This is a genomic window from Pedobacter sp. V48 (assembly GCF_000523515.1).
Taxonomy (GTDB): Bacteria; Bacteroidota; Bacteroidia; order Sphingobacteriales; family Sphingobacteriaceae; genus Pedobacter.
Genome location: NZ_AWRU01000023.1, coordinates 307437 through 334111, shown reverse-complemented (window position 1 = coordinate 334111; position 26675 = coordinate 307437). Strand labels below are relative to the sequence as shown.

At 37.5% G+C, this 26675-nt stretch carries 20 protein-coding genes, 1 other RNA gene and 1 pseudogene; 16 read left to right on the top strand and 6 right to left on the bottom strand.

Translation table 11 applies throughout. The annotated features are described in order from the left end of the window. Positions 1 to 35 precede the first annotated feature (35 nt). From N824_RS19110 to N824_RS19095, 4 genes are read left to right on the top strand one after another with little or no spacing between them, the layout of a single operon-like run. Positions 36 to 1472: an ATP-dependent RecD-like DNA helicase gene (locus N824_RS19110; RefSeq protein ID WP_048906739.1), complete on the top strand. Its 1437-nt coding sequence runs from the start codon at positions 36 to 38 to the stop codon at positions 1470 to 1472. Positions 1473 to 1494: 22 nt separating this feature from the next. Further along, positions 1495 to 2181, top strand: a complete 687-nt coding sequence (locus tag N824_RS19105; RefSeq protein ID WP_048906738.1) for an MCP four helix bundle domain-containing protein — start codon at positions 1495 to 1497, stop codon at positions 2179 to 2181. Positions 2182 to 2241: 60 nt separating this feature from the next. Beyond that, the gene (locus tag N824_RS19100) at positions 2242 to 2652 is read left to right on the top strand and encodes a GtrA family protein (protein WP_048906778.1); all 411 of its coding nucleotides are present in this window, start codon (positions 2242 to 2244) and stop codon (positions 2650 to 2652) included. 12 nt (positions 2653 to 2664) lie between these two features. After that, positions 2665 to 4371, top strand: coding sequence for a glycosyltransferase family 39 protein (locus tag N824_RS19095; RefSeq protein ID WP_048906737.1), 1707 nt, complete (start codon positions 2665 to 2667; stop codon positions 4369 to 4371). Between the two features lie 130 nt (positions 4372 to 4501). Here N824_RS19095 and N824_RS19090 read toward each other — a convergent pair whose 3' ends face one another. Then, positions 4502 to 4798: a Dabb family protein gene (locus tag N824_RS19090; protein ID WP_048906736.1), complete on the bottom strand. Its 297-nt coding sequence runs from the start codon at positions 4796 to 4798 to the stop codon at positions 4502 to 4504. 306 nt (positions 4799 to 5104) lie between these two features. On the opposite strand from N824_RS19090, the gene N824_RS19085 reads away from it, so the two are divergent. The 8 genes from N824_RS19085 to N824_RS19050 are packed head-to-tail and all read left to right on the top strand — an operon-like array spanning position 5105 to position 13329. Beyond that, positions 5105 to 6067: an AAA family ATPase gene (locus tag N824_RS19085; protein ID WP_373419291.1), complete on the top strand. Its 963-nt coding sequence runs from the start codon at positions 5105 to 5107 to the stop codon at positions 6065 to 6067. 3 nt (positions 6068 to 6070) lie between these two features. Next, positions 6071 to 6946, top strand: coding sequence for a DUF58 domain-containing protein (locus N824_RS19080; protein WP_048906735.1), 876 nt, complete (start codon positions 6071 to 6073; stop codon positions 6944 to 6946). Positions 6947 to 6950: 4 nt separating this feature from the next. Further along, positions 6951 to 7922: a BatD family protein gene (locus N824_RS19075; protein ID WP_048906734.1), complete on the top strand. Its 972-nt coding sequence runs from the start codon at positions 6951 to 6953 to the stop codon at positions 7920 to 7922. Further along, positions 7909 to 8913 (top strand): VWA domain-containing protein, encoded by a 1005-nt coding sequence (locus N824_RS19070; RefSeq protein ID WP_200869908.1) that lies wholly within the window; start codon positions 7909 to 7911, stop codon positions 8911 to 8913. The genes N824_RS19075 and N824_RS19070 overlap by 14 nt, the downstream gene beginning before the upstream one ends. Positions 8914 to 8916: 3 nt before the next feature. After that, positions 8917 to 9954 carry a VWA domain-containing protein gene (locus tag N824_RS19065; RefSeq protein ID WP_048906733.1) on the top strand — a complete coding sequence of 346 codons (1038 nt, stop codon included), beginning with the start codon at positions 8917 to 8919 and terminating at the stop codon, positions 9952 to 9954. After that, positions 9954 to 10709: a tetratricopeptide repeat protein gene (locus tag N824_RS19060; protein WP_048906732.1), complete on the top strand. Its 756-nt coding sequence runs from the start codon at positions 9954 to 9956 to the stop codon at positions 10707 to 10709. The genes N824_RS19065 and N824_RS19060 overlap by 1 nt, the downstream gene beginning before the upstream one ends. Positions 10710 to 10736: 27 nt before the next feature. Further along, positions 10737 to 12563: a BatD family protein gene (locus N824_RS19055; protein WP_235207206.1), complete on the top strand. Its 1827-nt coding sequence runs from the start codon at positions 10737 to 10739 to the stop codon at positions 12561 to 12563. Between the two features lie 4 nt (positions 12564 to 12567). Next, on the top strand, positions 12568 to 13329 hold the full coding sequence (locus tag N824_RS19050; RefSeq protein WP_235207204.1) for a tetratricopeptide repeat protein: 762 nt from the start codon (positions 12568 to 12570) through the stop codon (positions 13327 to 13329). Between the two features lie 29 nt (positions 13330 to 13358). Here N824_RS19050 and N824_RS19045 read toward each other — a convergent pair whose 3' ends face one another. After that, positions 13359 to 13760, bottom strand: a complete 402-nt coding sequence (locus tag N824_RS19045; RefSeq protein WP_048906729.1) for a c-type cytochrome — start codon at positions 13758 to 13760, stop codon at positions 13359 to 13361. A gap of 121 nt (positions 13761 to 13881) precedes the next feature. Between N824_RS19045 and N824_RS19040 the strand changes: the two genes are divergently transcribed. The 3 genes and pseudogenes from N824_RS19040 to N824_RS19030 all read left to right on the top strand — a co-directional run bounded on the left by N824_RS19040 (position 13882) and on the right by N824_RS19030 (position 20742). After that, entirely contained in the window at positions 13882 to 15591 is a 1710-nt protein-coding gene (locus N824_RS19040) for a glycoside hydrolase family 26 protein (RefSeq protein WP_048906728.1), read from the top strand. Between the two features lie 110 nt (positions 15592 to 15701). Further along, positions 15702 to 16979 (top strand): annotated as a pseudogene (locus tag N824_RS19035) (glycoside hydrolase family 2 TIM barrel-domain containing protein). After that, complete coding sequence (locus N824_RS19030) at positions 16954 to 20742, top strand: glycosyltransferase family 2 protein (protein WP_048906726.1); 3789 nt, start codon at positions 16954 to 16956, stop codon at positions 20740 to 20742. The pseudogene N824_RS19035 and the gene N824_RS19030 overlap by 26 nt, the downstream one beginning before the upstream one ends. Positions 20743 to 20790: 48 nt before the next feature. Here the strand turns inward: N824_RS19030 and ssrA are convergent. The 3 genes from ssrA to N824_RS19020 all read right to left on the bottom strand — a co-directional run bounded on the left by ssrA (position 20791) and on the right by N824_RS19020 (position 22885). Further along, positions 20791 to 21157, bottom strand: a transfer-messenger RNA (tmRNA) gene (ssrA, locus tag N824_RS29240). Between the two features lie 71 nt (positions 21158 to 21228). Further along, positions 21229 to 22431 carry a pyridoxal phosphate-dependent aminotransferase gene (locus N824_RS19025; RefSeq protein ID WP_048906725.1) on the bottom strand — a complete coding sequence of 401 codons (1203 nt, stop codon included), beginning with the start codon at positions 22429 to 22431 and terminating at the stop codon, positions 21229 to 21231. Between the two features lie 64 nt (positions 22432 to 22495). Beyond that, complete coding sequence (locus tag N824_RS19020; protein ID WP_048906724.1) at positions 22496 to 22885, bottom strand: DUF1573 domain-containing protein; 390 nt, start codon at positions 22883 to 22885, stop codon at positions 22496 to 22498. A gap of 131 nt (positions 22886 to 23016) precedes the next feature. Here N824_RS19020 and N824_RS19015 point away from each other — a divergent pair, with 131 nt between their 5' ends. Continuing rightward, positions 23017 to 25440 (top strand): thiamine pyrophosphate-dependent enzyme, encoded by a 2424-nt coding sequence (locus N824_RS19015; RefSeq protein ID WP_048906723.1) that lies wholly within the window; start codon positions 23017 to 23019, stop codon positions 25438 to 25440. A 130-nt stretch (positions 25441 to 25570) separates the two neighbouring features. Here the strand turns inward: N824_RS19015 and aroC are convergent, their stop codons facing one another. After that, positions 25571 to 26662, bottom strand: coding sequence for a chorismate synthase (gene aroC / locus N824_RS19010; protein WP_048906722.1), 1092 nt, complete (start codon positions 26660 to 26662; stop codon positions 25571 to 25573). Positions 26663 to 26675: the final 13 nt, after the last annotated feature.

The window sequence follows — 26675 nt, the reverse complement described above, 5'->3', positions numbered from 1 at the left end:
TTTTTTCTATAACATCACCATTGCATATTTGTTAAATGGATAAAGCGACCCTAATAGCCCAGTCTTATCAATTTACTCCTACTGCAGAACAGTTTACTTTTTGCAGTGAAATGGCTTCTTTTTTGTCACGTCAATTAGATGGTCAGTGTTTCATACTAAGAGGGTATGCGGGTACAGGTAAAACTACATCAGTAGCCGCACTGGTAAAGGCTTTACCTAAGTTTACTTTACGCGCCGTTTTGTTGGCTCCAACGGGAAGAGCTGCAAAGGTTATGAGCAACTATACTGGCAGAAAAGCATTAACCATCCATAAAAAGATCTATAGAAAAAGAACCGCAGTATCTACTGATATGTCATTCCAGCTGGCCCCAAACCTGGCAGAGCATACCTTATTTATCATTGATGAGGCTTCTATGATTGCAGACGAATGGAATACACAAACAGGCTCCTCATTTTTAAAAGACCTGATGGAGTTTGTGTATAACGGAAAAAATTGTGCAGTTGTTTTTGTGGGCGATACTGCCCAGTTGCCACCGGTTGGAAGTCTGGATAGTCCGGCATTAAATAAAGAATACATTGCTTCAAATTTTGGAATGGGGGTAACTGCTGTGGAGCTAAAAGAGGTTGTGCGCCAAGAAAAGAAATCAGGGATATTGGCCAATGCTACCATGCTCAGACAACTGATTAATGATGATAGTGAAACAGAAAAGGTTGAGCTGCCAAAGTTCATTACTAAAAACTATAAAGATATTTTTAGAATGACAGGCGTAAAACTGGTTGAAGGATTGGAATATGCCTATAACAAGTTCGGGATAGAGAATTCACTTGTAGTTTGCAGATCTAATAAGTCTGCGAATGTTTATAATCAGCAGATCAGAGCCAGACTATTGTACCGTGAAGAAGAGCTGACAGGAGGGGATCAGATCATGGTAGTTCGGAATAACTATTTCTGGTTACCGGAGAATGAGTCGGCCGCTTTTATTGCAAACGGAGACATGGCCAGGATACGCAGGGTAAGAGGTATTGAGGAGCGCTATGGTTTCCGGTTTTGCGAAGTTCAGTTGGAATTTCTTGATTTTCCGGAAGCAGGGGAGGTTACCTGCAAAGTTATATTGGATACGCTGACTGCAGAAACACCAAACCTTTCTTATGAACAAAGCAATAAGCTTTTTGAAGGTCTTAACCTTGATTATGATCATATAAGCAACAAAAGAGACCGTTTAAATAAAATTAAAGAAGATCCATATTATAATGCACTACAAATTAAATTCGCTTATGCGGTAACCTGCCATAAAGCTCAGGGTGGGCAATGGGATGCTGTGTTTGTAGATCAGGGTTATTTAACTGAAGAGATGATCGATATGGATTTTTTAAGATGGCTTTATACTGGGGTAACAAGAGCGAAAAAAGAATTATTTTTAGTAAATTTTGCACAAAACCTATTCTCTTCTCCTGCTGAAGAGCAATTTTAGATGCTAACCTGAACCTACTGATATGAGATTTGCTTACTCTATTAAACAAAAAATGAAAATTGCAATGCTGTTATTCTGTATAATGGCTTGTACCATCCTGATCAGGTTTCTGGAAGATAAAAGTGTAAAAAGCATGAATGAGTCATTTGTTTCTATGTATAACGACCGTCTTATTCCAGCTACAGACTTATTTTATGTTGCCGAGAATGCTTACGCAAAGAAATCTATGATTGAAGATTTTTTGAATACTTATGAGCAATCTTTTAATGCAGCTGTCTTTAAAGAACAGCTTGCTTCGTATAACAAGGCTATAGATTCTTTGATTAAAAAGTATGAGAAAACTTTTCTGGTTAAGCAGGAAAAGGAAAAGCTGATTGTTTTAAAAGATGGTCTTGAAAGTACCGGGAAGATTGAAGATCAAATTATGACATTTGCTGATAAAAGAGATATTTCAAGTGCCAGGAAACTTTATTCGCAAGAGGGAAGGGCTTCGTCAAAAGGCACAATTCAAAAATTATCTGAGTTAATGCGAATCCAGACCCAGGTTGGAGAGGAACTAATTAAAGATTCAGCATTTATGGTTTCGGGTAGTAAACTGTACTCGACCTTACAGGTTGCATTGGCTATTCTTATTGGTATTTTAATAGTTGGAATTGTTTTTACATCGAATGTTGTAAAGATCAATAATGATAAATTTAACCTTAATTAACCATTTATTACAGGCTTTTCATTACAGATTATTATGTTTGTTTCTGCAAAAAGTAACAACATGACACCAATAGCGGCCATTGAATTTAATAGTGCTTTCTTTTTCAAGTTTTTAAAATTCGGGTTGGTAGGTTTCTCAGGTCTTATTGTTGATTTTGGTATTACTTATCTCTGTAAAGAAAAACTAAAGATCCATAAGTATATATCCAATTCATTGGGTTTTATAGTAGCAACAGGATCAAACTATACACTTAACCGGTACTGGACTTTTGATAATCATAATCCTGCAAGCATTATTCAGTTTGGGAAGTTCTTTGTGATTTCATTAGTGGGATTGGCGATTAGTAATATAATTATTTACTTGCTAAACGATAAGTTGAAATGGAATTTTTATGTTGCCAAAGCCTGTGCAATAGTATTGGTTTCATTGTGGAACTTCTTTGCGAACTATCTTTACACATTTACCGGATAAACCCTACTGCTAATGCTGCAAACAAAAAAAAGTTCTGGACAGATATTGTTTATATTTCTGGGGGTATGGACTGTACTTAATATCATTCAGGCAGGTTTTGTAGAGGTTCATGCTGATGAGGCTTATTACTGGGTTTATTCCAGGTTTTTAGACTGGGGGTATTTTGACCATCCGCCAATGGTTGCGCTGTTTATTAAAATAGGCGATGCGCTGTTGCCTTCTACCTTTGGATTGAGGATGTTAACGGTTATTACAAGCACGCTCTCTGCTTATTTGCTGTGGCAAATTGTAGGTCGTTATGTCCAAAATATAAAGCTTTTTATTTTGCTGTTTTCAGCAATAGTGCTATTCCATGTTTATGGGTTTATCACTACACCAGATTCCCCTTTGTTCTTTTTTACGGTATTGTTCCTTTATGTGTATCAACGTTACGAAGCTGAAAATAAGATTAAGTGGGCCTTACTATTGGCCTTGGTTATAGCCTGCTTACTTTACAGTAAGTACCATGGGATACTGGTCTTGTTTTTTACCATATTATCTAATCTTAAATTATTAAAAAGGCCATCTTTTTGGCTTATTGTAGTCATATCTATAGTTGCTTATCTGCCGCACATATTGTGGCAGGTTCATAATAATTACCCGTCGTTTTATTATCATGTTATAGATCGTTCTGCGGCTATTTATAAGTTCAACTTTACTTCAGAATACTTCCTTGCACAGCTTGCACTTGCCGGCCCGCTTGTTGGTTGGTTTTTATATAAATCGGCAGTGGGTTTGAAATCCTCAGATACCTTTCTTAGGGCAGTTAAATTTAATTTTTACGGGATATTTATATTCTTTTTGTTTAGTACACTAAAGGGAAGAGTTGAGGCACACTGGACATTACCTGCAATGTTATGCCTGTTTATTCTGGCTTATATTGCTATAGCCAGAAAGCCTGTGCCTAAATGGTTTGAGAAACTTGCTATCGTTAATATTGCATTAATTGTTTTGGTGCGGCTGATACTGATCATCCCGATAGAGGCTTTAATGAAGGTAAATGTTGTTGCGTATTATTTTGGAACGGAGAAATGGGCTAAACAAATCCATAAAAAGGCGGGTGATTATCCTGTGATATTTTATAACTCATTTCAAACCCCATCGAGATATAATTATTATAACCGAAGCACAAAAGGCTTTAGCTATGATTCAAGATATTACAGGAAAAACCAGTACGATATATGGCCTTTGGAAGACAGCCTTAGAAACAAGAGGGTTTATTTTGTGATACCGGATAGCCATGGCGACCAGGTTAAACAAGATACTATTAACACAAGCAAAGGCGTGTTTTATGGATCATGGATAGATAAGGTAAGGATGTATCAGAAGGTATCTGTGAATCCGCTTGTAGTTCCAGGAGATTGGAAGCGCGGAGAGGTTAAGACTTTGAAATTGAAAATAACTAATCCTTACAATGAGCCTATTTCATTGGGCAATACTGGGGAAACCTGGAAATGTTACCTGGAATACGGGTTTAAAAAGGATGATTCGCTAAGTGAGTTTAAACCTGTTGTAACGGATCTGGAGCATGTTCACATTGGAGCGGGAGCGTCTGTAGAAATAGAGGGAGAGATAAAAACGCCAGTTCAGGCTGGGAAGTATAAAATGATCTTGTCTATAAGAACAGAGCCTTTTTTAGGAGGAAGAAACAGCAACATGATTGGTGTTGAAGTGAGATAATACACTCGTCATTCACTCGTAATTTATTTCAGAATCTCGTTAAGCAGATTTAATACTAGCATGAGCGGGATTCTGAAATAAATTAGAATGACGAATGATTAATAATTCAGCATAACGAATGCGCTTTGAATTACTGTGAGTCGTATATGATTACTTTTTCAAAAAGACTACGGAATTCATCTAGAAAGGCAGTGTGCAAGTGGTGTACCTGATAAACATCGTGTCCGGCAAGATCCTCAAATAAGATGCTAAGTGAAAAGGTATAAGTAATATCAACAACTGCGCGTTCAATAGGTGCAGGTGTGCCGATGTGTAGTGTTTTAACAGATTCAACATCCTTAAGTGTTTCTAGGCTTTTTCTGAAAGCAACTTTTTGTTCTTCGGTAGTGTCGGCTTTAAGCCAGAATAAAACGTGATGAGCTAGCATATGATATTTTTTTCGGTAAATATAAAAAAGAATCGGAGATAGGTCCTAGGATCTATCCCCGAAATCTAACTAGCGTGCACAATACAAACGGGATAAGATACTGAAACGCTACAGTGCCTATAAACTAAAATAAGGAGACTAAATGCGAGTTTTAACATATTTTAACAATAAACAGGTGTCTAGGGGCTTGCGAAAGGGTTAAGGTTTGTCTAATTTTCGCAGCGAAAATAAATGGTCTAAATGGAAGAAGTAAATAATACCACTGAAAGCTTGGCGTATGGCACTGATATCCGTGCGCTGAACGAAATGATACAAAAGGAAAGCGCATTTATCGATCTGCTTTTTATAGAGATGGATAAAGTGATTGTTGGCCAAAGATATATGGTAGAGCGCTTAATGATCGGTCTGCTTGCAGACGGACATATTTTGTTAGAGGGCGTACCCGGACTTGCAAAAACACTTGCAATCAATACCTTATCTAAAACTATTGATGCAGGCTTCAGCAGAATCCAGTTTACACCAGATCTTTTGCCAGCCGATTTGGTAGGTACTATGATCTATAATCAGAAAAAAGAAGAATTTATTGTTAGAAAAGGTCCTTTGTTCTCTAATTTCATCCTTGCTGATGAGATCAACAGGGCACCGGCAAAAGTGCAGAGTGCTTTATTAGAGGCTATGCAGGAGCGCCAGGTGACTATTGGAGACACTACTTTTGAATTACCTAAACCTTTCCTGGTTTTAGCAACCCAGAACCCAATAGAACAAGAAGGAACTTATCCATTGCCAGAGGCACAGGTTGATAGATTTATGCTTAAAGTAGTGATTGGCTATCCTAAAAAGGAAGATGAAAAGTTGATCATGAGAGCAAATATCGCTCCTCAGGGAATGCCAAAACCTAAGGCTATTCTTCATCCTGATGATATCATCAGAGCAAGAAAGGTTGTAAGGGAAGTGTATATGGATGAAAAGATAGAGCAATATATTATTGATATCGTTTTTGCTACCCGTTACCCAGATCAATATAAACTGGCAGATTATAAAAACCTGATCAGTTTTGGAGCCTCACCACGCGCAAGCATAAATCTTGCTTTAGCTTCAAAAGCCTATGCTTTTATAAAAAGGAGGGGATATGTGATTCCTGAAGATGTAAGAGCTGTTTGCCATGATGTTTTAAGACATAGAATAGGTTTAACCTATGAGGCTGAGGCGGAAGATATTAATACAGAAACTATCATTACAGGAATATTGAATGCAGTAGAAGTACCATAGCTTATGGATACCAAAGATCTCTTAAAAAAAGTAAGAAAGATTGAAATTAAAACCCGTGGGTTAAGTAATCAGATCTTCTCGGGAGAATATCAATCCGCATTTAAAGGTCGGGGTATGGCCTTTAGTGAAGTCAGGGAATACCAGATGGGTGACGAGATTCGTACCATCGACTGGAATGTTACTGCCCGATTTAACCATCCTTATGTAAAGGTGTTTGATGAAGAAAGGGAAATGACAGTGATGTTGCTTGTTGATGTTAGCGGGTCTAAAAATTTCGGAACGCAGACTCAGCAAAAACAGGAATTGGCCACCGAGGTATGTGCTGTACTGGCATTTTCTGCTATACAGAACAATGATAAGGTAGGTGTATTGTTTTTTAGCGATAAGGTAGAAAAGTTCATCCCCCCTAAAAAGGGAAGAAGTCATATTTTGATGATCATCAGGGAACTGATTGATTTTAAACCTCAGAACAGAGGCACAAATGTAGCTGAAGCTTTAAGATACTTTACCAGCGCTATTAACAAAAGATGCACTTCCTTTCTGATCTCTGATTTTATGAGTAATTCTTTTGAGAATGAGCTTAAAATAGCCAACAGAAAACACGATCTTATCGCACTTAGGTTATATGACTTACACGAGGAAGAATTTCCGAATCTAGGACTTATCCCTGTTAGGGATGAAGAAACCGGTGAGTATGAGTGGGTAAATACTGGAGATAAACGTGTTAGACAGGCTTATAAAGTAGCAGCATTAGAGAGAAATGGGAAATTAGAAGATCTTTTTAAGAGATCAGGAGTAGATTTTACGAAAATTGGAACCCATCAGTCATATATTAAACCATTAATGACATTATTTAAAAAACGCGAAGCCAGAAGGTAGGGATATGAAGCAATATTTTAATTTTAGCTGGTGTTTAATACTATGCCTGGCTTGCTTTACTTATAAAAGTAATGCTCAGGATATAAAGGTAGAGGCTAAACTAGATAAGTCGACCATTGTTTTGGGAGACCAAACAATTTTACGCTTAAGTGCCCAGTTGCCCATAAATGAGAAAATCAGTTTTCCTGCATTGGCAGATACCATTTCATCTAAAATACAGATTGTAGAGGTAGGAAAAACAGATACTATAGCTGATAAGACTAATCCTAAAGTAATTACAATTAGTCGCCAATATACAATCACTTCTTTTGACGCAGGATTGCAGGCCATTCCTGCTTTCTTATTCCAGGTAAACGCGCAAAGTTTTAAAACAGATCCTTTGCCCTTACAGGTTACTGCTGTTGCTGTTGATACTACAAAGGCTATTTATGATATTAAGCAGCCCCTTGCCGTAAAATATTCCTTTTTAGATTGGTTAAGGGATCATTGGCAATGGGTAGTATTGTCGTTCCTGATAATTTTACTGACTGCAGGCGTGATCTATTACCTATGGCAGAAAAGGAAGAACAAACCGGTTAAGGTGGAGATTAAGCCATTGGTACCTGCAGATGTAACCGCATTAAATAAACTTGCCGTTTTAAGAGATAAAAAATTATGGCAGCAGGATGAGGTTAAACAATACCATATTGAACTTACTGATATACTGAGAGAGTATCTGGAAAAACGCTATCATGTTAAGGCACTTGAGCAAACCTCTGAAGAGATTTTTGCAGGTTTAAGACATATGGAAATTACGGATCAAAACAGAGGCAAATTGCGTCAGATATTAATGCTGGCCGATCTTGTAAAGTTTGCTAAAGGGATACCTTTAAACGCAGAAAACGAGCAAAGTATCGAGAATGCAATCAGTTTTGTAACCAACACTAAAGAGATTAATCAATTACCCGATAATAAAGCGCAAAATGAAACTGTTTAGTGGAATCGAATTTGCTAACCCAGGGTTTTTCTGGTTATTACTGCTAGTACCTTTAATGATTGCCTGGTACATCTGGCGCAATAAGAAGCTTCAGGGTACAATGCGCATATCATCTGTTAAGGCCTTTATGGGTGTTAAGAAAAGCGGCTATGGTGTTTTAAGGCATTATAGCATCGCATTGAAATCATTAGCCCTTATTGCAATAATTATAGGATTGGCCAGACCCCAAAGTGCATTAAGCTGGCAAAATACAACAACAGAGGGAATAGATATTGTTATTGCTACCGATATTTCAGGAAGTATGCTTTCTGAAGATTTAAAGCCAAACAGGCTGGAGGCGGGAAAGAATATTGCAATAGACTTTATAAAAGACAGGCCGGATGACCGGATTGGTCTTGTGGTATTTAGTGGCGAAAGTTTTACGCAATGCCCGCTAACCATTGACCATGATGTATTAATTAACTTATTTAAAGGAATTAATAATGGAATGATTGAAGATGGTACAGCGATAGGAATGGGCCTTGCAACAGCTGTTAATCGCTTAAAAGATAGCGAGGCAAAAAGTAAGGTGGTTATTTTGCTTACGGATGGCTCTAACACGGGTGGTTCAATACCTCCGGTAACTGCTGCAGAAATTGCCAAACAAATGAACGTGCGGGTTTATACAGTTGGGGTGGGTACTAAAGGATATGCACCTTATCCGGTAAAAACACCTTTTGGTATACAGTATCAGCAAGTTCCTGTAACCATTGATGAAGGAACGCTTTCCAGTATCGCAAAAATTACCGGGGGTAAATACTTCCGTGCTACAAATAACGATAAGCTAAAAGAGATTTATCAGCAAATTGATCAATTGGAAAAAGCAAAGATCGCTGTTACCCAGTATCATAAGAAAACAGAGCGTTTTCTGCCTTTTGCATTGATTGCGCTGGCTCTTTTGCTGGTTGAATTTGGATTAAGAAATACATTGTTTAAAGGAGCTTTAACTTAATATATGTTACGTTTTGAACACATAGCGTTTTTATGGGGGCTAGCTGCCATTCCATTGTTTATCCTGATTTTTTTTCTGGTTCGCCGGTGGAAAAGAAAGGCGCTGGCCAGTCTTGGTGATAAAGCTACAGTCAGGAAAATGATCCCCGAGGTTTCTTTTACCAGACCGGGATTAAAGTTTATCTTTTTTACCGTTGCTTTTGCATCTTTAGTTATTGGTGCTGCCAATCCGCAGATTGGAACTAAGGTGGAAGAGGGTAAAAAGAGCGGCGCTGATTTAATGATCCTGCTTGATGTTTCCAATAGTATGCTTGCAGGAGATCTTTCTCCGAACCGACTTGAAAATGCGAAAAGAGCGATATCACAATTGATTGATAACCTGCATAACGACAGGATAGGGATTGTCATTTTTGCAGGAGAGGCCTATGTTCAGTTGCCCATAACAACTGACTATTCTGCTGCTAAGTTATTCCTGAATAACATTAGTACAGATATCGTTCCAACACAGGGAACTGCAATTGGTGCTGCAATTGATATGGGTATGAAATCTTTTGATTTTGTAAATGGAACAAGTAAAGCAATGGTATTGATGACCGATGGAGAGAATTTTGAGGATGATGCTATTGCCTCTGCAAAAAGAGCAACCGAAAAAAATGTTGCGATCCATGTTATTGGCCTCGGTTCTGTAGAAGGTGCTCCGGTTCCGATTTATCAGAATGGTAATCCTACAGGTTTTAGAAAAGATGAGAAGGGGCAGACGGTTATCACCAAGCTAAATGAGCAAATGTGTAAGGAGATTTCTGAAGCTGGTAACGGTGTTTATGTAAGGGCCTCGAATGCCAATAGTGGATTGGGAATTGTGATGAATCAGATCAGTAAAATGGAGCAAAAGACATTTGACAGTAAAGTGTTTAAGAATTATGAAGACAGGTTCCAGTTTTTCCTTGGATTTTCTTTAATACTATTGGTTATAGAATTCTTTATCTCAAGTAAGAAGAACCTGAAATTAAGTGAGTTGAATTTGTTTGAAGTAAGAAAATAATGAAGCAGTTTATCATCATCATATTTATATTATTACAAGGCACTTTGCTTTTTGCTCAGAAAGAGAAGAAGTATATCCATAAGGGGAATCAGCTGTATCAGGAAAAGAAATATGCTGAGGCCGAGGCAAGTTACAGGGAATCGGTAGATAAATCGAAGGCTTCTGTAGAGGGAAACTTTAATCTTGGTGATGCTTTGTATAAGCAGAAGAAATTTGATAATGCCGCTCAGAAGTTTACAGATATTGCATCCTCATCTGAGAATAAAGCAGTTAAGGCCAAGGCATATCATAATCTCGGCAATTCACTATTAGAGTCTAAAAAGCTGGAAGAAAGTATCGAAGCCTATAAAAAATCATTGATCAATAATCCTAAAGATGATGAGACAAGGTATAATCTCGCTTATGCTCAGGAAAAGTTGAAACAACAGCAGCAACAACAGAATAAGGATAAAAACAAGGATAAAAATAAGCAGGATCAGGATAAAAAGGATCAGGATAAGAAAGACCAAAACAAAGATCAAAATAAGGATAATAAGGATCAGCAAAATAAAGATCAGCAGAACAAGGACAAAGACAAGCAGGATCAGGATAAAAAGGATCAGAAAGATGGGCAACAGCCACAACCTGATAAATTATCGAAAGAAGATGCGGAACGAATGCTTGAAGCTTTAAAGAATGAGGAAAAGAACACGCAGGATAAGCTGAAAAATAAAAAAGCAAAGGGCGTAAAAGGCCGTATTGTTAAAGACTGGTAGACTGACTATTTTTGCGCTAAAATGAAAATGAAACACTATATATTGTCGGTATTACTGCTGTGTACAAGCGCGTTGTTTGCCAATGGAATAAAATCTGGTGCCCAAGATGTAAAAGTTACTGCAACGGTAAGTAAAAGTGTGGTGGGTACAGGAGAGGCATTTGAAATTAGTTTTTCTGTAAATGGCAATATAGAATCTTTTACCCCCCCAGCCCTTAATGGCTTTCAGGTTGTTGGGGGGCCAAATCAATCCTCAAGTTATTCATCTATTAATGGAAACACAACGGCCAGCATGTCTATTAGTTATGATCTTGTTGGGGTTAAAGAAGGTGAATATTTTATAGGACCAGCACTTGTTGTTGTTAATGGAAAACAGGTTAAATCAAATTCTGTTAAAATAAAAGTAGTAAAGGGCAAGGCCGTACCTCAAGGGAATCAACGAAATGCGGCACCTCAGGGAGACAAGGTTGCAGAAGGAAATAGTACAGATATTTCAAAACGATTATTCCTTAGAGCGGTTGCAAATAAAACCAATGTTTACATCGGTGAGCAGTTTTCTGTTTCTTATAAATTATACACCAATATTGATCTGGTAGACAATGCGCTCGATAAATTGCCGGATTTTAATGGTTTCTGGAGTCAGGAGATCAAAAATAACAGCCAAAATGTACAGTGGGAAATTGAAACTTATAATGGCGAAAAATATCATGTTGCAACCCTTAAACAGATTATTCTTTTTCCGGAGCGGTTTGGCAAGCTCACGCTTGATCCCCTGGCAATGACTTTTGTAGTAAGGCAAGCTGCACCTTCAAATGATCCTATTGAGCAGTTTTTTGGAGGTTCTTATAAGGATACAAAATACAAGATTAAAAGTACACCCATTACCATTAATGTGAAACCCTTGCCGGAAGCAGGCAAACCAGAAGGCTTTAATGGTGCTGTTGGAAACTTTTCAATTGGGGCTAACTTAGATAAATCATCAGTTAAAGCCAATGAAGCATTAAATTATACACTTAAAGTTACTGGATCTGGTAATTTAAAGTTGTTAAAGGCTCCGGAATTGACCCTTCCAGCGGATATAGAAAAGTATGATCCGAAGGTAAATGACGATATTAAAGAGACCATGGGCGGAGTTTCGGGTAGCAGAGAATATAGCTTCCTACTTATTCCAAGACACGAAGGGAATTATACCATTGAGCCATTAAAGTTTTCTTACTTTAATCCGGTTACAGGAAGATATGTGAGCCTCACATCCGGATCATTTCCCATAAAGGTTGCAAAAGGTGATCCAGGTTCAAATGTTACAGCTTATGCAACAGGCGGGCAGCAGGATGTTAAAATGCTGGCAAAAGACATTGCTTATATTAAAACTGGAAACCCTGGTTTAACAAAAGATGGAGAAGGTTTTTATGGCTCAGCTTTGTATTATGTGCTCCTTTGCACAGGTCCGGTTTTATTTTTAGCGGCATTTGGGTATAGGAAATGGTATAGAGAAAATAACAGTGATGTTGTGAAAGTTAAGGGAAGAAATGCCAATAAAATTGCAGCTAAACATCTGGCCAGTGCCCAGAAGCAATTGATCAGCGGAGATAAAAAAGTTTTTTATGAGGATGTTTACAGAGGGCTCTATGGCTATTTAAGTGATAAATTAAATATCTCTGCCGCGGATTTAAATAAAGAGAATATTAGGGAACAGCTTAAGTTAAGGACTGTTAATGAATCCATAATCGATCAATTGAAGGAAACGCTAGACCTTTGTGAAATGGCGAGATATGCACCTATTTCAGGTATATCTGAGCAAGAAGTATTTGATAAGGCGAAAACTATTATTAACGATATAGAAGACAATGCATAATCGCTTGAACCACTTTTTTTACAGTTTTATACTGCTGGTAATATCACCTTTGTTTTTATATGCCAATGGGAATCCGGACGCTCTGTTTGCGAAGGGTAACAATCAGTATGCGAAAGCACAATATAAAGAGGCTGCACAATTTTATCAGGAGGTACTAAATGAGGGGTATAAATCAGCTGAGGTATATTTCAACCTCGGTAATACCTATTATAAAATGGGAGAGATGGCTCCTGCTATTCTTTACTACGAAAAAGCATACAAGATTACGCCAGGTGATCAGGAAATAAGCTTAAATCTTCAGCTTGCTAACTTAAAGATTGCCGATAAAATAGAAGTAGTACCAGAATTTTTTCTGACGAAGTGGTGGAAATCTTTCTTTCTGTTTTTTTCTGCACAAGCATTATCTGTATCTGTGGTTGTATTTTTATTGCTGGGTTTTGCTTTATTGATTGTATACCTTTTTGCCATTTCGATTTCAATTAAGAAACCGGCTTTCTACGTTGGTATAACTCTACTTGTTCTGGGACTGTTATCCATTTTTATAGTAAGTACACAAAGCCGTTACCTTAATAGTAGTAGTCAGGCTATTGTATTTAATGGGACTGTGAATGTAAAAAGTGGTCCTGATGACAAATCAAAGACACTTTTTGTGATTCATGAAGGAACCAAGGTTACCATTAAGCAAAACGACGACAACTGGATTAAAGTAGAGTTGCCTAATGGAAACATTGGTTGGATTGAGGTTATTGCCGTAAAGGAAATTTAAACCTTTCTAAAATTAACAATTAATTCATTCTATTTTGTTTCCGGATGTTCCTTTCCATTATGGCAGGTAATGCATGAAATTGCTAAAAGTGCTTTTCCATCTTTGTCTTTGCTGCCAATTGGGTGAAAATATTTTTTGTTAATCTTCATCGTCATACGCATCATATCTCTGGCAGTTTCTTTTTCAGGTTTTTCATCGCTGGCAAAATCTAGTTTTTTAGGATCGTCTTTTCTTGCAGCGTGGCAGAAGTTACATTTTACCCCTAAGGCTGTTTTAAAGCCATCCATAACTTCTTTAAGCTGATCATGACTGATGTCTTTTGGAAGAACCTTTAGGTTTGTAGGCTTTTCGTCGGCCTGCGGCATAAATGCGCTTAGCATAACGACTGTACTTAACAATACAGATAATGTGATGGTTTTTTTGTAGGTCATTTTGAGAAGTTTGATAAACTAATATACTAAATATCAATTAAAATATATTCAGGTAGAAGGGTTGAGAAGTATAATCGTTACAAAGAATTATATTTACAACGGGATTATACAGTTAAATAAAATGAAACATAAAAAACGCCTCTACTATTCTACTATATTAATTTTACTTGTACTTATTGGTAGTTTTCTATATTTCAAGCCGGCAATCAAAACAATGGTTGTTAATGAATTTAGAGATAGGTCGTATGAGAAATTAGTTGGTGTATATGATGAAAAGAAAGAAGTTCCATCTGACGTCATAGACAACGTTAAACATATTTCGGTCAAATGGAAATCTTTTGCATTAAGCTCCAATAAGAAAGCTTTGCAAAATGCAATAGTAGAAAATAAGAACGTTCTAATCACTATTGAGACCTGGCCAAGTTTTAATGCCGAAAGCACCTCTGTTCTTGATGAGGTTCTGAAAGGCAGTTATGATAAGGAGATCAAAGCATTAGCGAATGTAGTGAACCTGAGTAAAGGATCTGTTTTTGTGCGATGGAACCCGGAAATGGAAGTGCCTGTAAAACAATACCCCTGGCAGTATCAATCCCCATCAACGTATATAGATGCATTTAACTACTTTTCGGGTCATTTAAAAAAAAATGCCCCCAAAGTTAAAATTGTTTGGGCTCCTACAGGATATCCCGGTGATTCAGAATTCTGGCCGGGAAAGAATAATGTTGATTTGATTAGTATTGTACTAGGTAGTGGTGGAGAAAAATTATCAAACATATATCCTTCGGATTTATCTGATTTAGATAATTTAAGATTTAAGCTTCATAGACTCCGATTTATGGATAAGCCAGTATTTATATTGTCTGCAGATGGAATGGGAAATGTTAAAAAAACAGATTCCATTCTTAAAAAGATTGAAGTAGAAAGAAGCCTATATAAAAATACCATTTATTCGACAGAAAACTTAAAAGAGCCATTTGTTAACACTCAAATCAGAAAGAATTTGGTCTTGGGTGTATTTGACCCTATGAAGAAATTAATAGATGAACCTGAAATAGGGGTAGAACACATATTTGTGGACTGGGGCGAAATACAACAAGGTGAATTTGTAAAGAAATTTAATGAGGTTATTGCAAGAAAACATGATGTTATTTTAACAATGGAACCTTGGAAAAGCAGCAGTAACATTGAAGATCCAAATGTACTGCAGAGCACATTAAGTGGAAAGTATGATAAAGAGATTTCTAAACTTTACAGTGTAATTTCTAGTGTTAAACAAACGGTATATCTGCGTTGGGCACATGAAATGGAAATTCCTATTCATCGTTATTCATGGCAGAGCCAGGATCCGGTGGTATACATAAGTTCATTCAGGTATTTTATGAATTTCTTAAAAGAGAAGCCTAAAAATATTCAAAGAGTTTGGGGTCCAGCGGGAGACCGAGGCTCGGCAGATTGGTACCCCGGTAACGATGTGGTTGATTATATCAGTATCGCAATATATGGTTTGCCAGATAAAAATATTACTGATGAAAATATGCAGGAGGCTTTTAGTAACATATTTCAACGTAAAAGTTATAGAATGAGATTCTTCAATAAACCGATATTTATAACTGAATTCGGCGTAAAGGGTTCAGAGAAATATCAGGATAAATGGTTAATAGATGCAGCGAAAACGATTCAGAACAACAAGCAGATTTTTGGTGTATGTTACTTTAATTTATACGACAATCCAAAAGCGTGGGGTCACATAAAAGCTCCTGATTGGAGCATAAGTAAAAACTCACTAAAGAAATTCAGTTCAGAATTGAAACAAAGTTTTACTTTAAAATAATTAAGTTTTAAGTGTTTGCAGGGATTTGTTATATTTAGCGTATTATACACTTGGGATGCTCTTAACTTTAAGAAAATATTGCTTTTTTTTTCTCTTTTTAAGTACGCTGTATGCTTGCTCAGACAACCGATCAAAACGATCTGGTAAAGTTTTTATTGAGCAGAAAGACGGTAGTTTYRSWWKAKYNTMGWRWWGGGAAACCCTTTGATATTAAAGGAGCCGCTGGTTCTGAACATTTAGACCTATTGTCTGAACTTGGCGGAAATACCATCAAGACATGGGATACCACCCACATCGATTCTATATTGAAAAAGGCAAACGAGGCAAACATTGCAGTCATCATTGGCTTACCAATACCTGAAAGCAAACATATGTACTTTTATAATGACGATGCAAAGGTCGCCAGCCAATTTAAAGCGATAAAAAAGTTAGTCAATAGGGTTAAAGATAATCCTTCAGTACTGATGTGGTGCGTGGGTAATGAGCTTGTCTTTCCACATAAGCCCTCTTATAATAAATTTTATGGGGCATTTAATGATATCGTTGATATGATCCATAGTGATGATCCAGATCATCCGGTTACAACTACAATGATAAACTTTCAGCGTAAAACGATCTTTAATCTTAAAATGCGTACCAATGTAGATATCATATCTTTCAATATTTTTGGGAAAATCGGATCATTAAGTCAAGAGTTAAAAGACTTTTCCTGGTTTTGGAAAGGCCCATATCTATTAACGGAATGGGGCATTGATGGGCCATGGGACGGGACAGCTGAAACAGCATGGGGTGCTAAAATAGAACAAACAAGCACAAAAAAAGCTGAGCAATATTATTCCAGATATAAGGAGCAAATGCCTTTAAATGACGGAAGAATGTTGGGCTCATTTATCTTTTACTGGGGACAGAAACAAGAGACCACGCACACCTGGTTTAGTATTTTTGATGATGCAGGAAACAAGACTGAGGTAGTASWTSCKRYCKWAGCKATMTSNAWMKKWWRMSMMYTKACYRYYNCAGCMCCAAAATTAAACTATATGCTGCTGAACAGTAAGGGCGCAAAAGATGATATATTTCTAAAGCCGAATGAGAAAAATACTGCAGAAGTATTAATGTTAAATGGTGATGCAAATGTTAAAAGAATTGTTTGGGAAATTTATCCTGAAGATTGGTATAAAATCAATAATGTAAATAACACTAAAAAACCTTTACTTATTAAGGGACTTATTGAGCAGACTCAGGATTTGAAGGTTATCTTTAATACTCCAATTAAAGAGGGGCCATATAGAATATTTGCAACAATATATGACGACAAAGGTTATGTGGCAACATGTAATACACCATTCTACGTATTAAAAACAGATGAAGATAGTAGAGCCAGTAATTAATCCAACGAGAAAACAGACTTTCACTTTGCGCCTGATGATTGTCATTGGCATGCTTTGCATGTTTTTGTTTCTTAGGGAACTGCTGTTGACTGATGCTGAAAGTATTCCATTGTATTGGATGTTGATGGCTACGCTAATTTTTATGTGCCTGAAGATAATGCATGAATGGATACATTACTTTTATATAACCGTACCAGATACCCCAAAAACGGAAAAGATATATACAGTAGATGTATTTACAACTTTTTGTGCGGGAGAGCCTTATGAGATGATTAATGAAACGTTAATCGCTATCAAAGCAATAAAATATCCTCACAATACCTTCTTATGTGATGAAGCTGATGATCCTTATTTAAGAAAAATATGCGAGGAACTCGGCGTAATTCATGTTACCAGAATAAAAAAAATCGATGCAAAGGCAGGGAACATCAATAATGCATTAAAACAATCTTCAGCAGAACTTTGCGTGGTATTAGATCCTGACCACGTACCTTTTCCAGATTTTCTGGATCCAATAGTAAGTCATTTTAACAACCCTGAGGTTGGGTTTGTACAAATAGTACAATCTTATAAAAACTATGACCAGAGTTTAATAGCTAAAGGAGCTGCTCAGCAGACATTTCAATTCTATGGCCCGATAATGATGACCATGAATAAATACGGAACTGTACTTGCAATTGGAGCAAATTGCACTTTTAGACGTTCCGCATTGGATTCTATCGGTGGGCACGCAGCCGGATTGGCAGAAGATATGCATACCGCAATGCAGTTACATGCGAAGGGATGGAAATCAGTATATGTTCCGGCAGTATTAGCAAGAGGTTTGGTTCCAAGTACTTTATCTGCATATTATAGCCAGCAATTAAAATGGTCGAGGGGCGTTTTTGAATTATTGGTTACTTCTTATCCAAAGTTGTTTTCGAATTTTACCTGGCAGCAGAAACTGCATTATGGTATTATACCAATGCATTACTTGTCGGGAGTCATTTTTCTTATTAATTTTTTAATACCAATATTTTCTTTGGTTTTTAATACCAGTCCAATAAACATTGTTTTCTTTAATTTCATAACAATTAGTTTTCCATTGGTTATGTCCATAATCCTGATAAGGCATTTTGTACAACGATGGGTAATGGAAGAAGAAGAGCGTGGATTTCATGTAGTTGGGGGATTGCTAATGATCGGTACATGGTGGATATTCATTATAGGGTTATTTTATACCATTTTACGTAAAAAGGTTCCTTATAACCCGACCCCTAAAGATGGAAGAGATGAAAATAACTGGGGTTTAAATATTCCAAATATAGCTGTAATTGCAATTTCGCTCTTTTCAATAATATTTGGATTGTATAAAGATTGGAACCCTTACAATTTAATTATGGCGGGGTTTGCGGCAATTAATTGCGTTATATTGTCGTTTACAATTGTAGCAAGCAGACAAAGCCAATTTAGGAAGTTAAAGCGGAAAGTTCCAGTGCTAAACTCCACGATGAGTTATGTTTCGGAATTTAAAGCGCGCTTCTGGAAACTTCGGAGAAAAATATATAGCGGAGTCAGAAGTACTGCTTTAATGATTACTACCCTTATTGTTTGTGGTGCAATCTATTTTGTGAATACACGCTCTGGTAATGAGATAAAACCAGTTCCTTATAATTATAACAAAGACATATTTATTTCAGGAATATTTGCTCCTGAGAAAAGCAATGGGTTAACCTCTTTGAAGCTTGTTAAGAAATATGAAGATCAGAGTAAATTACATTTTGGTATAGTTTCTCTTTATATTCCATGGGGAGACCATGCTGAATCCCAACTGCCCATTCCACTGATGGATTCAATTTATCAATCCAATGCTGTTCCGATGATTAGCTGGGAACCTTGGCAGAGTTTGTTTGATAAATTGAAAAATATTGAAGTGGGGCAAAGAGAAGAAAAAGTATTCTCACGCATCCTTAAAGGCGATTACGATGGTTATTTAAAAACTTTTTCTGAGCAAATAAAGTCGCTTAAACGCCCCGTTTTTATCCGGTTTGCCCACGAGGCAGACAATCCGCAATATCCATGGTCAGCTAAAGGTGGGAATAGTGCGGAAGACTTTAAAGCAGGCTGGAAGTATGTTCATGACTATTTTAGCAAAAATGGTGTTTATAATGCAGTATGGGTTTGGAATCCGTGGAAACCTGATGCCGTATCTGGTTATTTTCCCGGCAGGGAATATGTGGATTGGATAGGAGTTACTAATCTAAACTACGGCACCAGAAATGGTAGCAATAGTTGGTATAGTATGGAACAGCTTTATCAACCATTCCATAAAAATCCAGTGTTTAAAACTGATTTGCCTGTTATGCTTGCAGAAATGGGGTCGTTACCATCCGAAGGCAAACAGGATCAATGGTTTCAAAATGCATTTAAAAGTATTAGAAATAAATTTCCGGAAATTAAAGCCGCCGTATTTTTTAATAGCAGCTTTGACAGAAACACAGTGGATACTGCTATAGGTAAACCTTTAAATTGGAAAATTGAAGATTTTACCAAAGTAGGTGTCGCAATAAAAAAATATAATAAAAAGCGAAGCTGGATAGAGTATACAAAGGCTGTTGAAACTCCTGTCGACAAAATAGAGAATTCTTTAAATAGCAGAAATATTCAGATTTTACCAGAGATAAGAGGGGTTAATTATGCAAAAGGGCAGAACTGGTCTACCAATTATCATGCTTTAAAGAAGAAAGAAATTGTAGCTGATATTTTGGAAATGAAAAGAGTAGGATTTAATACCATCAAGTATTTTGGGCCTAGCGTATATGACCGAAATGTATTAAATGTTGCTGAAGATAATGGACTTAAAGTAGCCTATAGTTATTGGCTGCCAGATAACAGTGATTTTATTGCCGACAGAAAAGCTTTAAATAGTTATGCTGATAAAGTATTAAATACCGTTACAGAACTAAAGGGTAGAAAAGATATCATTTTATGGAATATAGCAAATACACCTCTGCGTAAACTGGAACATGATTACTATATGCCCGATCTGTTTTTCCCGAGAGAAGCATATATTTCCTGGCTGCATAAGTTAATAAAGGAGATAAAGAAAATAGATCCAAATAGGCCGGTTACGGTAGATCTGTATGCAAATAATAACTTGAGTAAGAATATAGCCACGCTTCATAGCCGGATTCCTGATATCGACTATTTCGGTCTGGTTGCAGATAAGTACTCTGATTCTGTTGCTATGACAGAAATAAAGAATTTTAAAGAACCATATTTCTTTAGCAGGGTAAATACTTCAGATTATTTAAAGAACAAGAATAACAAAGCCGGGGTATTTATAGCTAACTGGCAAGATGAAATGACTAATCAATTCGTCACATTTGATGGTCTTAAAGATTATTCGGGAAAGAATAAGTTTGAATTTTATGAGCTGTCAAATCTATGGACCGGTTCAAAATTACCTTCAAAGATGCCAATGATAAAGGTGTTGTCGCCTTCGGTAACCATATTTGCGAATATGCCTGTAACGTACCGCGCTTTGGTGCTTAATTCAAATGAGTGGAGTCTACCAAAGCCCGAAGCAAACTTGAGGTTTAAATGGAATCTTGTGAAAACTGATTCCTATGGGAATCTTGTTAATGTGATAGAACTGGGAGAAGGAAGTAGTATGACCTTAACTATTCCAGAGAATCCCTCAAGTTATAAACTATACCTCTACGCAATGAATGATAGTGAGGTCAAGATTGTAAGCACTAAACTTAATATTCCATTGAATTAGAGATAAAACATAAAAGGCTACCGTTACAGTAGCCTTTTATGTTTTAATAGGTGGACCCGAAGGGAGTCGAACCCTTGTCCAGTTGTGTGATAAATTATGCTTTCTTCATGCTTATTTTCCAATTAATTGTAGGGATCTGGCGGGCTGGAAACCGACCTAACCTTTCACCTTAGGTACTTTATCTCACAAATGTAGCGTACCTTACAAATGCCAGCTTCGTTATTTCGATGCTCCGGATTCTAACCTAACGATGCAGCAGCTAGAGGAACAAAAGCTTATCTAATTCTAAATTAGGCAGCTAAGGCGTAGTTATTTTCGCCAATTATAGTTTGAACGTTATCTTTTAAGTGCTCTCCGTACAACGCACTGCATGCTTACATACTCAGCGCCACCCTGTCAAATCCAGAACGAGCCCATTATATGTGCTGATGGTGTATGGTTAACTACTCCTTTCCAACCATCAACTTAGATACAAAAGTACTAAAATTATGCCATAGTTCTACCAGGATATTGTTTTAATGCAATATCCAGACAATCCATAGCACTGTTAAGGTCGGTAGTATTTAAAACATAAGCCATTCTAACCTCGTTTTTTCCATAACCTTCGGTCGAATAAAACCCGGTAGCAGGAGCCATCATAACGGTTGCACCATTATGAGTAAAGCTTTCCAGTATCCACTGGCAGAATTGATCAGCATCATCTATCGGTAATTTGGCAACTACATAAAAAGCACCACCGGGATTAGGGCAAAACACACCTTCTATAGCATTTAACCTTTTCACCAGTGTATCTCTTCTTAAGGTATATTCTTTGTTTACCTCTTCAAAATAGCTATCAGGTGTGTCAACTGCTGCGGTTCCGGCAATTTGTTCAACCATACCCGGACTTAATCTGGCCTGTGCAAATTTTAATGCCGATTGAATTACTTCTTTATTCTTAGTGATAATGCAACCTAACCTTGCACCACAAGCACTGTAGCGTTTAGAAACTGTATCTATTACCACTACATTTTCATCTATTCCATCCAGGTACAAAGGAGAGATAAATTCTCTGCCATCATAGCAAAACTCTCTGTATGCCTCGTCAGAAAACAAGAAAAGGTCATATTTTAAGCAAAGTGCTTTAAGGGCTTCAAGCTCTTCTCTTGAGTATAAATAACCGGTAGGATTATTAGGATTGCAAATAATAATACCCCTGGTTTTGTCGGTAATTAACTTTTCAAAATCAGCTATTGGAGGGAGTGCAAAACCATTTTCAATATGCGATAATATTGGTTTTACAACCACATTGCTCATGCAAGCAAACCCATTATAGTTGGCATAAAAAGGCTCAGGAACAATAATTTCGTCGCCTTCGTTAATACAGGTCTGCATGGCTATCGTGATAGCTTCAGATCCGCCTACAGTTACCAGAATATCTTCAGGGGTAATGTTGTACCCAAGTTTATTATAGTATTCAGCAAGTTTAGTTCTATAGGTCAGTGTGCCTTCAGAAGGAGTATAGGCCCAAACATTGAATGTAATATTTTTGATGGCATTTAACATCACTTCCGGCGTCGCTATGTCAGGTTGCCCAATATTTAAATGGTACACCTTTTTCCCGTCCCTCTTTGCCTGATCAGCAAATGGGGTTAATTTTCTAATTGGCGAAGCGGGCATTTGTATCCCTTTCTCTGAAATCCTTGGCATGGTACAAAAGTAAAAAACCTCGTTGATTAACGAGGTTTTTTATTAGAAATATCTTTATTGGATTCTATTTAGTGCTTCCAGCTACAGTTTCGCCTTTAATGTAAAGAACTTTAGTAGTCGTTTTAGCATTAGAAGTTATAGTAATGCTTTTGCTAAATGGAAGTGCTGCAGTAGGGTTATAAGTAACTTTGATAGTTCCTGTTTCTCCTTTTTTGATTGGAGTTTTAGTGTATTCAGGTACTGTACAACCACAAGTTGTTTCAACTTTGCTAAGGATCAATGGCTGATCGCCTATATTAGTGAATTTAAAATCTACAGAAGCAGGTTTGTTCAAAGGGATTTTTCCAAAGTCATAAGTCTCTTTGTCAAATTTAAACTCCGCTGGTTTAGATTGAGCATTTGAGGCAACACTTACTCCTAAAATTAATGTAAATAGTAATAATAACTTTTTCATCTTATGTGGGTTTTAAAACAAATTTAATGTTTTAAACGATAATTCAAAAAGTATTCCAATATATAAATTAACTCACACCGTTAAGTCATACTTTAGAATTTATGTATCTTTGCCCCATAACTGATTTGCTTATGACGCCAAATAGTAAACTTACAACGAACCCAATTGATGCTTCAGAGTTAAGTTTTGATGATTTCAAAACGATTGTTATTAACGACTATAAAATAGCTTACGAGAGTAGACAGGCTAGTTTATTAGGACGTAAAGAAGTGTTGACGGGTAAGGCGAAGTTTGGTATTTTTGGTGATGGAAAGGAGATTCCTCAGATAGCAATGGCCAAAGCTTTTAAAAATGGCGATTGGCGATCTGGATACTATAGAGATCAGACTTTTGCCTTTGCAACCGGAATTTGTACACTAAAAGAGTTTTTTGCTCAGTTATACGCAAATCCAAGTGTTGAGGCTGATCCGGCATCTGCAGGGCGACAAATGAATTGCCACTTTGCTACCCGTTCACTTAATGAAGACGGTAGCTGGAAAGACCTGACGGAGATGAAAAACTCTTCGTCTGATATTGCACCGACCGGTGGTCAAATGGCCCGTTTAGTAGGTTTGGCCTATGCCTCCAAATTATACAGGCAAAATCCCGACTTAAGTTATCTTAAAAATTTCTCGGTTAACGGCAATGAAGTCGCGTTTGGTACCATTGGTAATGCCTCTACTTCCGAGGGGGTGTTTTTTGAAGCAATTAATGCGGCCGGCGTTTTACAAATCCCAATGGCTATGTCTATCTGGGATGATGCTTATGGAATTTCAGTTCCTGCCAAGTATCAAACTACTAAAGAGGATATTTCAGAAATTCTAAAAGGATTTCAAAGAGATGAAGATGCAGCCGGCTACGAAATATTTAAAGTAAGAGGCTGGGATTATCCGGCACTGTGCGAAACCTATCAGCGTGCTATAGATGTATGCAGAACTGAACATGTTCCCGTTTTGATACATGTTACAGAGGTCACTCAACCACAAGGACACTCTACTTCCGGTTCTCATGAGCGTTATAAAGATAAAGATCGTCTGGAGTGGGAGCGTGAGTATGATTGCAACCTGCAGATGCGTAAGTGGATGCTTGAATCGGCTATTATTTCGGAAGAAGAAATAACTGAACTGGAAGCGACTGCAAAGAAACTTGTACGTGAAACCCAACGAGAGGCATGGAATGAATTCTTAGCTACCATTAAAGTAGAGAAGGAAGAGGTAATCGACATGATCAACAGAATTGCTAACGGCAATCCTACTATCACAAAAATTGCTTCGTTACTTGCTGGTACACCTGATGCATTGCGTAAGGAGGTTGTTTCTTCCGCAAGAAAAACATTACGTCTTAGCATAAATAACCCTTCTCCAGAGAGGGACAAACTGATAAACTGGTATAATAGCCAGGCCTCTTTAAACGAAGACAGGTACAATTCTAAGCTATTTACCGATGGTATAGAAAGTCCGTTATTGGTTAAACAGGTGGCTCCAGAATACACTGAGGAAAGTAAAATGGTAGACGGCCGTGAATTACTGAACGCTTGCTTTGACGCTAATTTTGCACGCGATGAGCGTTTAGTAGCCTTTGGTGAAGATTTAGGCGCAATAGGCGACGTAAATCAGGGATTTGCAGGCTTGCAAGCTAAGTATGGTGATTTAAGGATCACGGATACCGGCATTAGAGAAATGACAATTATTGGTCAGGGTATTGGTTTGGCTCTACGTGGTTTAAAACCAATTGCAGAGATTCAGTACCTTGATTATTTACTATATGCACTTAATATTTTAAGTGATGATCTGGCTAGCTTATCTTATAGGACTAAAGCCGGTCAAAAAGCGCCTGTTATCATCAGAACCCGCGGACATAGGTTAGAAGGCGTGTGGCATTCAGGATCTCCAATGTCTATGATTTTGGGCTCATTAAGAGGTTTGCATATATGCGTTCCGCGTAATATGACACAGGCTGCAGGTATTTACAATACTTTATTCAGATCTGATGAACCTGCTCTGGTTATTGAATGTCTGAATGGATACAGGTTAAAAGAAAAACTACCGGAAAATGTTGGCAAATACACTGTTCCTCTTGGAGAGGCAGAGATCATCAGAACAGGAACTGATGTTACCATTGTATCTTATGGAGCTACTTTAAGGGTTGTTGAAGAAGCAGCAGAAGAATTGGCCCAATTAGGAATTTCAGTTGAAATAATAGATCCTCAAACATTACTGCCTTTTGATACAAAACAGATTTGTGCAGAATCTTTAAAGAAAACAAATAAGTTATTAGTTGTTGATGAAGATGTTCCGGGTGGGGGTGCTGCTTTTATTTTACAGCAGGTACTGGAAGCGCAAAACGGTTATTACCATTTAGACGGACAGCCAAGAACGCTTACCGCTAAAGCTCATCGTCCGCCTTACGGATCAGATGGAGACTATTTTAGTAAGCCATCTGTTGATGATATTATTGAAACTGTGTATCAAATTATGCATGATAACAACGCATCAAAATATCCTTCTATATTCTAAAAATAACTAAAAACAGACTTGCCAGAGAAGATAACTCCTCAGAGTTATCTCAGACTCTGATCAGACTCAACTTAGACTCTCCTTAGACCATGATCTAAGGAGAGTCTAAATTAACTTTGTTGATTTTCTGTTATGCTAATTTGCTTGATCTGTTTCGAAGTAGATGATCGGCTAGCACTAATGCTGCCATTGCCTCAACAATTACAACCGCACGGGGCACAACACATGGATCGTGTCGGCCTTTTCCTTTAATTTCTGCGGCTTCGCCTGCAGCATTTATGGTTTGCTGATTGTGCATAATTGTTGCAACCGGTTTAAAGGCTACTGTGAAATTGATTTCCATTCCATTTGAAATACCACCCTGGATTCCGCCAGAGAAGTTGGTAAGCGTTTTAGGCTGACCTTCATTTGCTAAAAAGATATCGTTATGCTCTGATCCCCTCATTTCGCTTCCGCTAAATCCAGACCCATATTCAAAACCATGAACCGCATTAATGCTTAGCATGGCTTTGCCCAGATCTGCATGAAGTTTATCAAATACAGGTTCACCTAAGCCAACAGGACAGTTTTTAACAATACAATTGATTTTTCCGCCTACTGTATCACCATCCTTGCGAACGCCATCAATAAATTCGATCATTTGATTTGCGATAGCTGGATCTGCGCAGCGAACAATGTTTTCTTCGCGGATAGCTAGCAAATCAGCAATGTTTTTACTTTCAAGATTAGGGGCTTCGATTTTGCCTACTGAAGATACGTGAGCAAAAACTTCGATACCGTGGTGTTTTAACAACAACTTGGCAATCGCTCCCGCTGCAACGCGGGCAGCTGTTTCACGAGCTGAGGAGCGTCCGCCACCACGGTGATCACGAATGCCGTATTTAGCATCATAAGTATAATCAGCATGAGAGGGGCGATAAACATCAGTATTGTGACTATAATCTTTACTGCGCTGATCTTCGTTTGGAATAAGCATTGCAATTGGTGTACCTGTACTTTTTCCTTCAAATGTTCCTGAAAGAATCTGCACGGTATCGCTCTCTTTGCGTTGAGTAGTAATCTTAGATTGCCCTGGTTTGCGTTTATCTAACTCTGATTGTATAAAATCAAGATCGATGGGCAATTGTGCCGGACATCCATCTAGAATAACACCAATGGCCACACCATGTGATTCCCCAAAGGTAGTAATGCGAAATAATTGCCCGAATGTGTTGCCTGCCATTTTAGAATTATTT